Below are 12,275 nucleotides of genomic sequence, written 5' to 3' on the forward strand. Positions count from 1 at the left end.
GTTCCCTTTCCTGTCACGGACTGCGTTGCGGTGTATGTCATTTCGCGGCTGCGACGGCCTCTTCCGCGGCAAGCCGGTACGGCCGCAGCTCCTGGCGTGCGATGGTCCGCTTGTGCACCTCGTCGGGGCCGTCGGCGAGCCGCAAGGCGCGCAGGTGCGCGTACATCATCGCCAGCGGGAAGTCGTCGGACACCCCGCCGCCGCCGTGCACCTGGATGGCGCGGTCGACGATCTTGAGCGCCATCTGCGGGGCGGCCACCTTGATGGCGGCGATCTCGGTGCGCGCCTCCTGGTTGCCGACAGTGTCCATCAGCCAGGCGGTCTTGAGGGTCAACAGCCGTGCCATCTCGATCTCGATCCGCGCCTCGGCGATCCAGTCCTGGATGTTGGCACGCGCGCTCAGCGGACGACCGAAGGTGACGCGGGTCGACGCCCGCCGACACATCAGCTCCAGCGCCCGCTCCGCCATCCCGATCGCGCGCATGCAGTGGTGGATCCGCCCCGGCCCCAGTCGCGCCTGGCTGATCATGAAACCCGCACCGGGACCGGCCAACACATCGGCATCGGGAACCCGGACGTTCTCGAACAGCACCTCGGCGTGACCCTCGCGGTCCTGGTAGCCGAACACCGGCAGCCCGCGCACCACCGTGATCCCGGGGGCGTCGATCGGTACCACCATCATCGACTGCTGGCTGTAGACGGGCCCGGTGGGATCGGTCTTGCCCATCACGATCAGCACCCGGCAATTGGCGTGCAACGCATTCGAGGTCCACCATTTGCGCCCGTTGAGCACCCAGCCGTCGCCGTCGCGGACCATGGTCATCTGGATGTTGGTCGCGTCCGAACTGGCGACATCGGGCTCGGTCATCGCGAACGCGGAGCGGATGGTGCCGTCCAGCAGCGGCCGCAGCCAGCGTTGCTTGTGCTCGTCGGTGCCGAAGAGCGTGAGCACCTCCATGTTCCCGGTGTCCGGGGCGGAGCAGTTGCACGCCTCGGACGCCAGGTGGCTCCGTCCCATGATCTCGGCCAGTGGCGCGTACTCCGAATTGGTCAGCCCCGGTCCGAATTCGGGATGCGGGTGAAAGAGGTTCCACAGCCCCCGCGACCGCGCCTCGACCTTGAGCTCCTCGATGACCGGTGGCTGGAAATGCGGGTCCGCCGACTCGCGCATCTGCTGTTCGTACACCGCCTCGGCCGGGTAGACCCGCTCATCCATGAAGGCCAGCAGCGTGCCGCGGTACTCCTGGCAGCGTTCGGTGGGTGCGAAATCCATCTGCTTTCCTCTCCCTGGACCAGCGAGCCCGTGACGGCCGCGTCCGCGGCGGAATTACCCAGCAGCGATGCTAGTTCGCGGATGCCGCTACCACCTGCGGACGCGAATATCGCTGCCGAGCCGCAACAAATCGGGTTCGAATCGATCTCGGTGGGCCACGAGGGACGACCGGGGCGACAAACACCCCCGAAGTGCGCGAGAATCAGTCATGGCTCGTCCGCTTCCCGCGATGGCCACCGAGGCGCTGCCGCACCCACCGCACCGGCTCCCGGTGCTCGGTGACGTGCTCTCCGCCGACGCCGCCCGCCCCGCTCAGCGGCTGGCCGAACTCGCCGGATTCCTCGGCCCGATCTACGAAACCAAGATCTTCAACCGGCACCTCACGGTCGTCTCGGGTCCCGCGGCGTACACGGAGCTCGGTGACGAGAAGCGGTTCGGCAAGCACGTCGGTTTCGCCTTCGCCGCCTCACGCGAGTTCCTCGGCGACGCGCTGCCCACCGCATACAGCGACGAACCCAACTGGGCGCGGGCGCACAACATCCTGATGCCGGCCTTCACGCTGTCCGCGATGCGCGGCTACCACGACATCATGCTCGACACGGTCGGCGAGCTCATCACGCATTGGGACGCGCTGGCCGACGGGGACACCACCGTCGACGTGCACACCGACACGAGCAAGCTGACGCTGGAGGCGATCGGCCGCATCGGATTCGGCTATCACTTCGATTCGTTCACGCGTAGCGAGCCCGACCCCTTCGCGGTCGCGGTGGCGCGCATGTTCGCCTACATCGGGCGCGCGGGGTTCCGCATCCCGGTGCACTGGCTGGAGAACGCGGTCCACGGCAAGGACATCAGGCAGAACGCGCGCGACGTCGACTATGTCCGGCACGTGGTCGACGACATCATCCGCGAGCGTCGCGGCCACCCGGAGGGCCGGCCCGACGACCTGCTGGCGCTGATGCTCAGCACCGCCGACCCGGAGTCCGGCGAGCGCCTCGACGACGAGAACGTCCGCAACCAGGTGATCAGCTTCCTCAGTGCGGGTCACGAGACCACATCGGGCACATTGTCGTTCGCGCTGCACCTGCTCGCGACCCACCCCGAGATCGCGGACCGTGCCCGGGCCGAGATCTCCTCGCTGTGGCCGGTCGACGCGGCACCCGAGCCGGTGTTCGGCGACGTGCACAAGCTCAGGTACGTGCGCCGGATCGTCGACGAGACGCTGCGCCTGTGGCCGATCGCCCCCGGCTACTTCCGCGAACCGAAGCAGGACACCACCCTCGGCGGCCACGTCGTCCGGAAGGGCCAGGCCCTGCTGGCGCTCACCCTGCGTGTGCAGCGGGACCCGGTGTGGGGCCCGAACCCGCTCGCCTTCGATCCGGACCGGTTCCTCCCGGACCGCGCCCGCACCCGCCCGGTCGGCATCTACAAACCCTTCGGCACCGGCATGCGCTCGTGCATCGGGCGACAGCTGGCCCTCCACGAATCCACGCTGGCGCTGGCGCTGATCCTGCATCGTTACGAGCTCGATCCCGTGCCGGGCTACCAGCTTGAGGTGGCGGAGGAGTTCACGCTCAAGCCCGTCGGCCTGCGACTGGGTCTGCGACGACGCTGACGAACCGCGCCGATGGGCGCGTTCCGCCGCCCCTCGACGCGCGGGCACGCCAAGATGGAGCAATGGCAGTCCTTGCGGTCGATCGTCCGTCGTTGCCCCATCCGCCGCGCCGGATCCCCCTGCTCGGGGACGTGCTCGACGTCGATGTCACCAAGCCGACGCAGAACGCGATGGCCTGCGCGCAGCGCCTCGGCCCGGTCTACGAGCGCAAGATCTTCAACTACGTGTTCACCTTCGTCTCCGGCGCGGACCTGGCCACCGAGCTCAACGACGAGAGCCGGTTCCAGAAGCACGTCGGCATCGCCCTGCGGAACCTGCGGCCGATCGGCAGCGACGGGTTGTTCACCGCCTACAACTCCGAACCGAACTGGTCGAAGGCCCACAACATCCTGATGCCCGCCTTCACCCAGTCCGCGATGCGCAGCTACCACCAGACCATGCTCGACACCGTGCGCGAACTGATCGGGCACTGGGACGAGCGCTGCGACTCCACGCCGGTCGAGGTCACCCCTGACATGACCAAGGTGACCCTCGAGACGATCGGCCGGACCGGCTTCGGATACGAGTTCGGCTCCTTCGACCGCGCGGAGCAGGACCCGTTCGTCGGTGCGATGATCCGCTCGCTCACCTTTGCGCAGAAGGCCTCGTTCACCCTCCCGATCCCGCTCCTGGACCGGGCGATCAAGCGCAAGGCGATCCGCAGGAACAAGGCCGACCTGGCCTACATGGCCCACGTGGTCGACGAGGTGATCCGCTCGCGCCGCGCGAACCCCGAGGAGCACCGTGACGACCTGCTCGGTCTGATGCTCTCCACCGAGGATCCCGAGTCCGGCGAGCGCCTCGACGACGAGAACGTCCGCAACCAGGTGATCACCTTCCTCATCGCCGGCCACGAGACCTCCTCGGGTGCCCTGTCGTTCGCGCTGTACTACCTGGCCAACAACCCGGAGGTCGCCGAGCGCGCCCGCGCTGAGATCTACGCGATGTGGCCGCAGGGCACCGACCCCGATCCGGTGTTCGAACAGATCCCCAAGCTGCGGTACGTGCGGCGCGTCCTCGACGAGACGCTGCGCCTGTGGCCGACCGCGCCCGGCTACATGCGTGAGGCGCGCGAGGACACCGTGCTGGGCGGCCGCTACCCGATGAAGGCGGGCGAGGCCGCGTTCGTGCTGTTGCCGCAGCTGCACCGCGACCCCGTCTGGGGCGACGACCCGGACGCCTTCGACCCGGAGCGGTTCCTGCCCGCGAACGTCCGCAAGCGCCCCGGGCACGTCTACAAGCCGTTCGGCACCGGGATCCGTTCCTGCATCGGCAGGCAGTTCGCGATCCACGAGATCGTGATGGCCCTTGCCCTGCTGCTGCACCGCTATGACCTCGAGCCCGAACCCGACTACGAGCTGGACGTCACCGAGCTGCTCACCCTCAAGCCGGAGGGGTTCCGGCTGCGTCTGCACCGCCGCTGAGCGCTGGTCACCGATCGCGACGAACCGATGGTCACTGCAGGTCAGGGCGTTGATTCGCCGCTCGCTGACCAGCTCACTTGCGCCTCGCCGGCAAAGGTGGATGCTGTGAGGTAAGGACACATCGAGCGCCGCCGAGGTCTCACGAGGACCGCCCCGGCACATGCAACGAGGAGGGTCCGGTGTCCGAGAAAATCGACTATCCGGTCCAACTCATCCAACCCGACGGGGCCCGTGTACACGGAGCCGGCCACGCGGGCGAGGTCGCCGACATCGGCCCAGAGGAGTTGCGCACCCTGTACAAGGACATGGTGGTGCTGCGCCGCGTCGACGCGGAGGCCACCGCCCTCCAACGTCAGGGACAGCTGGGGATCTGGGCGCCGAGCCTGGGTCAGGAGGCGTCCCAGATCGGCTCAGCGCGGGCACTCGAACCCGACGACTACGTCTTCACCAGCTACCGCGAGCACGGACTGGCGTACTGCCGCGGCGTGCCGCCGGAGCAATGGCCGCCGATGTGGCGGGGTGTGGCGCTGTCGAACTGGGATCCCGCCGAGTACAACCTGACCAATCCCGCCATCGTCGTCGGCTCGCAGGGCCTGCACGCCACCGGCTATGCGATCGCCGCCCACATGGACGGCGCCGAGATCGCGGTCATGGCGTACTTCGGCGACGGCGCCACCAGCCAGGGCGACCTGTCCGAGGCGCTCGGGTTCGCCGCGAGCGCGGGCGCAGGCGTGGTCTTCTTCTGCCAGAACAATCACTGGGCGATCAGCGAACCGGTGCAACTGCAGAGCCCGTTCCCGCTCGTGGCCCGGCCCCGCGGGTTCGGGATCCCGGGGATCGCGGTCGACGGCAACGACGTCCTCGCCGTGCTCGCGGTGACCCGAACGGCCGTCCGGCGCGCGCGTGAGGGCGGCGGGCCGACCTTCATCGAGGCCATCACCTACCGGATGGGCCCGCACACCACCTCCGACGACCCGACCCGCTACCGGACCGGCGCGGAAGTCGAGCACTGGCGCGCCCGCGATCCCATCGACCGGCTCCGCCGATTGCTCCTGCGCGAGGGCGCGATCGACGAGGAGTTCACCCGCGGGGTCGACGCCAAGGCCCTCGCGGCGGCCGAGGCGTTGCGGGCGGGCGCCCTCGCTCTCCCCGATCCGGACCCGATGACGGTGTTCGATCACGTGTATTCCGGCCCGCATCCGCTGATCGACGAGGAACGCAGCCGTTTCTCGGCGTACCTGAGCACTCTCGAGGAGGCGCAGTCATGACCACGATGGCGCTGGGCGCCGCGCTGAACGCCGGGCTGCGGAAGGCCCTCGAGCGCGACCCGAAGGTGCTGCTGATGGGCGAGGACATCGGCAAGCTCGGCGGCGTCTTCCGGGTCACCGACACGCTGCAGAAGGACTTCGGCGCCGCCCGCGTGATCGACACCCCGCTCGCCGAATCCGGCATCATCGGGACCGCGTTCGGGATGGCGCTGCGCGGCTACCGGCCGGTGTGCGAGATCCAGTTCGACGGGTTCGTCTACCCGGCCTTCGACCAGATCGTGTCCCAGGTCGCCAGGATCCACTTCCGTACCAGCGGCCGGGTGCGGGCACCACTGACGATCCGGGTGCCGTTCGGCGGCGGAATCGGTGCGGTGGAGCATCATTCGGAGTCCCCGGAGGCGTACTTCGCCCACACCCCCGGCCTCCGCGTGGTCACCCCGTCCACCCCTGACGACGCCTTCCACATGATCATGCAGGCCGTCGCGTCGGACGATCCGGTGGTCTTCTTCGAACCCAAGCGCCGGTACTGGGACAAGGGCGAGGTGGATCTCGACGCCCCCGCCGCCATCGACCTGCACCGGGCCCGGGTCGCCGCGCCAGGCACGGACGTCACCCTCGTCGCGTACGGGGCGATGGTGGCCACCGCGCTGTCGGCGGCCGAAGTCGCCCGGCAGGAGGGACATTCGATCGAGGTGATCGATCTGCGCTCGCTCTCCCCGATCGACTTCGACACCATCGAGGCCTCCGTCCGCAAGACCGGTCGGCTGGTCGTCGCGCACGAGGCCCCGGTGTTCCTCGGGCTCGGGTCGGAGATCGCCGCCCGGATCACCGAGCGGTGCTTCTACCAACTCGAGGCGCCGGTCATCCGGGTCGGCGGGTTCGCCACTCCCTACCCACCCGCCAGATTGGAGCGGTACTACCTGCCCGACCCGGACCGCATACTCGACGCGGTCGACCAGACGTTCGCCGCCTGAAGGGACATCCCCGTGCACCCAGCGAACGAGTTCCGGCTGCCCGACCTCGGCGAGGGCCTGACGGACGCGGAACTGGTCCGCTGGTCGGTCGCGGTGGGCGACATCGTCGCACTCGACCAGGTGATCGCGGAGGTGGAGACGGCAAAGGCGTTGGTGGAGTTGCCCTCCCCCTTCGCCGGGACGGTGCTGGCCCTGCTCGCCGAACCCGGCACCATCGTCGAGGTCGGGGCACCGCTGATCCGGATCGGCGAGCCAGGCGCAGCGGCGACGCCCGCCGCCGAACCGCCGGATCATCCGGCCACGCTGGTGGGGTACGGACCGACCGCCCCGCCCCCGAGCAGGCGGCGAAGAGCCACCCCCAAAGCCCCGCCCACGACCGCGGACCGCGACGATGCCCGACCCGACGCGACGCCCTCCGCACGCAGGCTGGCCCACGAGCTCGGCGTCGACCTGAGCACCGTGAACGGCACCGGGTTCGGTGGGGCGATCACCCCGGAGGACATACGCGCGCAGGATGTTTCACGAAAAGCGCCTTTGCCCGAGGAAGCAACGCCGCCCCGCGAGACCCGCACCCCGATCCGGGGCGTGCGGCGGCAGACCGCGGACGCGATGACGCGCAGCGCCTTCACCGCCCCGCACGTCACCGAGTTCGTCACGGTCGACGTGAGCGCGTCGACGGACCTGATCGCTCACCTGCGCGCGAGCCCCGCCTTCGCCGACCTCGAGCCGACCCCGCTGGCCCTGGTGGCCAAGGTCCTGCTGGTGTCGCTGCGCGATCACCCCACCCTCAACTCGAGCTGGGACGAGGCGCACCAGGAGATCGTCACCAGGCACTACGTCAATCTCGGGATCGCGACCGCCACCTCGCGCGGGCTCCTGGTGCCGACGGTCAAGGACGCGCACCTGATGAGCCTGCTCGAGCTCACCCGGGCGATCCACGAGCTCACCGAGACCGCTCGGGCAGGCCGTTGTACCCCCGCCGACCTGTCCGGCGGCACCATCACCATCACCAACGTCGGGGTGTTCGGCGTGGACACCGGAACGCCGATCCTGAGCCCGGGCGAGGCGGCGATCCTGTGCCTCGGCGCGATCGCGCCACGGCCGTGGGTCGTCGACGGCGAGCTCGCCGTCCGCTCGGTCACCACCCTGGGGCTGTCCTTCGATCACCGCCTGGTCGACGGCGAACAGGGATCGCGCTTCCTCGTCGACATCGCCGCGACACTCGGGGATCCGCTCTCGCTGCTCTGAAACGGCCGACCGACCGGCCGGGTGGTCAGCTTGCTGTGGCGCCGGGTAGAAAGAGTGGGTGCGCCCGAACAGCCCGACCCTCGCCGATCCCGCCGCGCTCCGCCGGGCCCGCGCCGCGATCTTCGGGATCTTCGCCGTCAACGGATTCCTGCTGGCCGCATGGGTGGTGCACATCCCGGCCATCTCGGAGCGCACCGGTATCAGCCACGCCACCCTCGGCTGGCTGCTCCTGTTGCTGGCAGGCGGCGCCCTGGTCGGCATGCAGGTGGCGGGCCCGCTCGCGGATCGCTACGGCAGCCGCCTGATGGTGATCCTCGCCGGGGTGTTCATCTCGTTCGGGGTGATCGGGCCCGGGCTGGCGACCGACGCGGTCTGGCTCGGCGTCGCACTGACGGTGTTCGGGTTCGGCAACGGCGCGCTGGACGTGTCGATGAACTCGCAGGCCGTGCACGCCGAGCGGCTGTACCGGCGGCCGATCATGTCGGCCTTCCACGCGTTCTTCTCCGTCGGCAGCGTCGTCGGGTCCCTGCTCGGCGCCGCGGCCCTCGCCGCGGGCTGGCCACCGCTGACCTCGCTGACCGTCGCCGCCGCGATCGGGTTCGTGACGGTCGTCGGGTGCTGTCCGTTCCTGCTGCCGCACGTCGCCCCCGACCACCCCGCCCAAGACCACGCCACCCGCCCGCGCCCCGCCGCGGGGACCTCTCGCAAGGTGTTGGCTCTCGGCGCGCTCGCGTTTGCACTGTTCCTGTCCGAGGGTGCCGCGAACGACTGGAGCACGCTGCAGGTCAAAGAGCACCTCGGCACCTCCGACGCCACGGCCGCGCTGGCCTTCGGCGCGTTCGCGCTGATGATGACGGTCGGCCGGTTCGGCGCCGACCGGGTCAGCGCCGCGCTCGGACCGGTCGCGGTGGTGCGCTACGGCACGCTGATCGCGGCCGCGGGCATCGGGATGGTGGTCGTGTCCGGCTGGGTGTGGCTGACGCTGGCCGGGTGGGCACTGTTCGGACTCGGGCTGTCCGGCTGCATCCCGCAGATCTTCACCGCGGCGGGCAACCTGAGCGTCGGGTCGGCTGGGGTGAACATGTCGCGCGTGGTGGGTATGGGCTACGTCGGGCTGCTCGCGGGTCCCGCGCTGCTCGGCTGGCTGACCGAGCTGATGCCGCTGACCGCGACGATGCTGGTGCCACTGGCGTTCGTGCTGCTGGCATCGCGGTACGCGGGACAGGTTCGGCGATCGCCGCGGGCGCCCGTCGAACTCGACGCTCGGAACTGACCCTGAAAACAACTGTGCGCGTGTTGTACCCCGACAGGGGTACAACACGCGCACAGGCGGCGAAGCCGCTTACAGCGCCTTGAGCTCCTCGGTGACCGCGGCGACCATCTTCTTGGCGTCGCCGAACAGCATCGAGGTGGTGTCCGCGAAGAACAGCGGGTTGTCGATGCCCGCGTAGCCCGAGGACATCGACCGCTTGAGGACGATGACCGAGCGGGCCTCGTCGACGTTGAGGATCGGCATGCCGTGGATCGGGCTGCTGGGATCGTTGCGCGCCGCGGGGTTGGTCACGTCGTTGGCGCCGATGACGATGGCGACGTCGGTGCGCGAGAACTCACCGTTGATGTCGTCCATCTCCTTCATGGCGTCGTACTCGACATCCGCCTCCGCCAGCAGCACGTTCATGTGACCGGGCATGCGACCGGCGACCGGGTGGATCGCGTACTTGACCTCGACGCCCCTGGCCTCGAGCAGCGCGGCCATCTCCTTGACGGCGTGCTGTGCCTGCGCCACGGCGAGTCCGTAGCCGGGGACGACGATGACCTGGTTGGCGTACGCCATCTGGATCGCCGCATCCGAGGCGGAGGTCGCCTTGACGGTGCCGCCGGTCGCACTCGCGCCGCCCGCCTCTGCGGCGTCGCCACCGAACGAGCCGAAGATGATCGCCGGGATCGACCGGTTCATCGCCTTCGCCATCAGGTTCGTCAAGATGGTGCCCGACGCGCCGACGATCATGCCGGCCACGATCATCGCCTGGTTGTTCAAGGCCAGACCCGCGGCCGCGGCGGACAGGCCGGTGAGCGCGTTGAGCAGCGAGATCACCACGGGCATGTCGGCGCCGCCGATCGGCAACACCACGAACAGGCCCATGACACCGGCCGCGACGAGCAACCCGACGATCAGCAGCGAGGACTGCGGGTCACCGTCGGCATTGATGCCGATGAAAACGGCCAGCCCGATCGAGACCAGCGCGAGGATCATGTTCGCGACCTGGAACGCCTTGGCGTTCGAGACGAACACCTTCTCCACGTTCTTGTTCAGCAGTTCCTGCAGCTTCGCGAACGCCACCAGTGAGCCCCAGAACGAGACCGACCCGATGATCGCGGCGAACAGCGATCCGACGATGAACGGTGCCGAGGGCACCGCCTCGACGGCGGTGAAGCCGTCGGAGTTGAGGAACTCGGCCCACGCGATGAGCGCGACGGTGCCACCGCCGACGCCGTTGAACAGCGCGACCAGCTGCGGCATCGCCGTCATCTTGGTGCGCAGCGCCGGCGGGACGCCGAGGACGACGCCGACCAGCAGACCGCCGGCGATGAGGGCCCAGTTGTCGGTGTCGCGGATGTCGATGAGGACTGCGACGACCGCGATCAGCATGCCGACCGCGGCGATGTAGTTGCCGCGCACCGCGGTCTTCGGGCCGGTGAGGCCGGAAAGACCGTAGATGAACATCGAGAACGCGACGATGTAGAGGATCGTGACGAGGTAGCCCATCAGGCGTCAGCCCCCTTCTTCTCGGCCGCCTTCGGGGCGTCCTTCTTGGGCTTGAACATCGCGAGCATGCGGTCGGTGACGACGAAGCCGCCGACGACGTTCAGGGTGCCGAACACCAGCGCGACGAACAGGATGATCTTGATGCTCCACGGGGCATCGCCTGGCAGGTGACCGAGCACGACCAGCGCGCCGAGCACGACGATGCCGTGGATGGCGTTGGTGCCCGACATCAGCGGCGTGTGCAGGGTGTTGGGCACCTTGGAGATGACCGCGAAGCCCACGAACCCGGCCAGGACCAGGATCGCGATGTTCGCAAGAAGTTCGTTGTACATCAGGGGGTTTCCTCCTTGCGGGTGACGCACGCGGCGGCGAGCACCTCGTCGTCGAAGTCCGGCGCGAGCGCGCCGCTCTCGTCGAGCATCAGCTCGATGAGGGCGTACAGGTTCTTCGAGTACAGCTCGCTCGAGTGCTCGGGCATGGTGGCAGGGAGGTTCAGCGGGGAGCAGATGGTCACGCCGTGCTTGACGACGGTCTGACCGGGCTCTGTGATCTCGCAGTTGCCACCGGTCTCGCCCGCCAGGTCGACGATGACGCTGCCGGGCTTCATGCCCTCCACGGCGGCGGCGGTGACCAGGCACGGGGCCGGGCGGCCGGGCACCAGCGCGGTGGTGATGACCACGTCGAAGCCCTTGATCGCGTCCTCGAGCGCCTGCTGCTGCTGGGCCCGCTCGTCCTCGGTCAGCTCGCGGGCGTATCCGCCCTCGCCCGCCGCGTCGATGCCCAGGTCCAGCCACTGTGCACCGACGGAACGGACCTGGTCCGCCACCTCGGGTCGCACGTCGTAACCGGTGACGCGGGCGCCGAGACGCTTGGCCGTGGCCAGCGCCTGCAGGCCTGCCACGCCGACGCCGAGCACCAGCACGGTGGCCGGCTTGACGGTGCCCGCGGCCGTGGTGAGCATCGGGAAGTACCGGGTGGACTCCGATGCGGCCAGCACGACGGACTTGTAGCCCGCGACGTTGGCCTGCGAGGACAGCGCGTCCATCACCTGGGCGCGGGAGATGCGCGGGATCGCCTCGACGGCGTACGCCTCGACCCCGGCGTCCGCGAGCGCGGCGATGCCGGTCTCGTTGGTGCGCGGGGCGAGGAAGCCGATCAGCTTCTGGCCTGCGCGCAGCCGGGCGGTCTCCTGGGCGTTCGGGGCCGCGACCTTGACGATGACGTCCGCGGACCACGCGTCGCCGATGGTCGCACCCGCCTCCTCGTACAACTCGTCGGGCATCAGGGCGCCAAGCCCCGCACCGGACTCGACGATGACGTCGAGGCCCTTGCCGCGGAGCGTTGCGACGACCTTGGGTACCAACGCGACCCGACGTTCGCCGTCGTTCGTTTCCCGAACGACGCCGACCGTTGGGCGCGGCTGCTGTGAGCTCTGCGATGTATCCAACTGCCTATTTACTTCCTGCGGTAGGTGGTTTTGGAACCGCGGCGGACGGCGGCACCCGTGCGACTTGCGGATGATGACCCAGCTGGCACGAAGTTCACAACACTAGCCAGAGTCAGGCCACGATAGGGGAATCTCATCCCAGGGGATGGAAACTGAATCGAATCCGAACAGGACCAATCGCCCAACTCGGACATCAATATGTGGCACCGGTCACACGCGT

Annotated in this window: 10 protein-coding genes; 6 read left to right on the forward strand and 4 right to left on the reverse strand. The window is 69.1% G+C overall.

Going from position 1 to position 12,275, the window contains the following annotated elements:
- Nucleotides 1-37: 37 nt before the first annotated feature.
- Nucleotides 38-1,273 carry an acyl-CoA dehydrogenase family protein gene (locus RM1_RS13255; RefSeq protein WP_072751800.1) on the reverse strand — a complete coding sequence of 412 codons (1,236 nt, stop codon included), beginning with the start codon at nucleotides 1,271-1,273 and terminating at the stop codon, nucleotides 38-40.
- 208 nt (nucleotides 1,274-1,481) lie between these two features.
- Here RM1_RS13255 and RM1_RS13260 point away from each other — a divergent pair, with 208 nt between their 5' ends.
- The 6 genes from RM1_RS13260 to RM1_RS13285 all read left to right on the forward strand — a co-directional run bounded on the left by RM1_RS13260 (nucleotide 1,482) and on the right by RM1_RS13285 (nucleotide 9,114).
- Nucleotides 1,482-2,888, forward strand: coding sequence for a cytochrome P450 (locus tag RM1_RS13260; protein WP_072751802.1), 1,407 nt, complete (start codon nucleotides 1,482-1,484; stop codon nucleotides 2,886-2,888).
- 62 nt (nucleotides 2,889-2,950) lie between these two features.
- Entirely contained in the window at nucleotides 2,951-4,351 is a 1,401-nt protein-coding gene (locus RM1_RS13265) for a cytochrome P450 (protein WP_072751804.1), read from the forward strand.
- 179 nt (nucleotides 4,352-4,530) lie between these two features.
- A complete protein-coding gene (pdhA, locus tag RM1_RS13270; RefSeq protein ID WP_072751806.1) occupies nucleotides 4,531-5,619 on the forward strand; it encodes a pyruvate dehydrogenase (acetyl-transferring) E1 component subunit alpha in 1,089 nt (362 codons plus the stop codon).
- Nucleotides 5,616-6,593 carry an alpha-ketoacid dehydrogenase subunit beta gene (locus tag RM1_RS13275; RefSeq protein ID WP_072751809.1) on the forward strand — a complete coding sequence of 326 codons (978 nt, stop codon included), beginning with the start codon at nucleotides 5,616-5,618 and terminating at the stop codon, nucleotides 6,591-6,593. Before pdhA ends, RM1_RS13275 begins: the two co-directional genes overlap by 4 nt.
- Nucleotides 6,594-6,605: 12 nt before the next feature.
- Nucleotides 6,606-7,841 (forward strand): dihydrolipoamide acetyltransferase family protein, encoded by a 1,236-nt coding sequence (locus RM1_RS13280; protein ID WP_072751811.1) that lies wholly within the window; start codon nucleotides 6,606-6,608, stop codon nucleotides 7,839-7,841.
- Nucleotides 7,842-7,899: 58 nt separating this feature from the next.
- Complete coding sequence (locus tag RM1_RS13285) at nucleotides 7,900-9,114, forward strand: MFS transporter (protein ID WP_072751813.1); 1,215 nt, start codon at nucleotides 7,900-7,902, stop codon at nucleotides 9,112-9,114.
- 69 nt (nucleotides 9,115-9,183) lie between these two features.
- Here the strand turns inward: RM1_RS13285 and RM1_RS13290 are convergent, their stop codons facing one another.
- Genes RM1_RS13290 through RM1_RS13300 form a run of 3 tightly spaced genes read right to left on the reverse strand, consistent with a single transcriptional unit; the run spans nucleotide 9,184 to nucleotide 12,055 of the window.
- A complete protein-coding gene (locus RM1_RS13290) occupies nucleotides 9,184-10,608 on the reverse strand; it encodes an NAD(P)(+) transhydrogenase (Re/Si-specific) subunit beta (RefSeq protein ID WP_072751815.1) in 1,425 nt (474 codons plus the stop codon).
- Nucleotides 10,608-10,940 carry an NAD(P) transhydrogenase subunit alpha part 2 gene (locus RM1_RS13295; protein ID WP_027501548.1) on the reverse strand — a complete coding sequence of 111 codons (333 nt, stop codon included), beginning with the start codon at nucleotides 10,938-10,940 and terminating at the stop codon, nucleotides 10,608-10,610. The genes RM1_RS13290 and RM1_RS13295 overlap by 1 nt, the downstream gene beginning before the upstream one ends.
- Nucleotides 10,940-12,055, reverse strand: a complete 1,116-nt coding sequence (locus tag RM1_RS13300; protein WP_072751817.1) for a Re/Si-specific NAD(P)(+) transhydrogenase subunit alpha — start codon at nucleotides 12,053-12,055, stop codon at nucleotides 10,940-10,942. The genes RM1_RS13295 and RM1_RS13300 overlap by 1 nt, the downstream gene beginning before the upstream one ends.
- Between the last annotated feature and the right edge of the window lie 220 nt (nucleotides 12,056-12,275).

The sequence above is a fragment of the Rhodococcus maanshanensis NBRC 100610 genome, assembly GCF_001894865.1.
Taxonomy (GTDB): Bacteria; Actinomycetota; Actinomycetes; order Mycobacteriales; family Mycobacteriaceae; genus Rhodococcus_G; species Rhodococcus_G maanshanensis.

What these genes read in the sequence shown, in the direction of transcription:
- RM1_RS13255 (WP_072751800.1), bottom strand. Translation starts at nt 1,273, where the DNA reads ATGGATTTCGCACCCACCGAACGCTGCCAGGAGTACCGCGGCACGCTG.
- RM1_RS13260 (WP_072751802.1), top strand. Translation starts at nt 1,482, where the DNA reads ATGGCTCGTCCGCTTCCCGCGATGGCCACCGAGGCGCTGCCGCACCCA.
- RM1_RS13265 (WP_072751804.1), top strand. Translation starts at nt 2,951, where the DNA reads ATGGCAGTCCTTGCGGTCGATCGTCCGTCGTTGCCCCATCCGCCGCGC.
- RM1_RS13275 (WP_072751809.1), top strand. Translation starts at nt 5,616, where the DNA reads ATGACCACGATGGCGCTGGGCGCCGCGCTGAACGCCGGGCTGCGGAAG.
- RM1_RS13290 (WP_072751815.1), bottom strand. Translation starts at nt 10,608, where the DNA reads ATGGGCTACCTCGTCACGATCCTCTACATCGTCGCGTTCTCGATGTTC.
- RM1_RS13295 (WP_027501548.1), bottom strand. Translation starts at nt 10,940, where the DNA reads ATGTACAACGAACTTCTTGCGAACATCGCGATCCTGGTCCTGGCCGGG.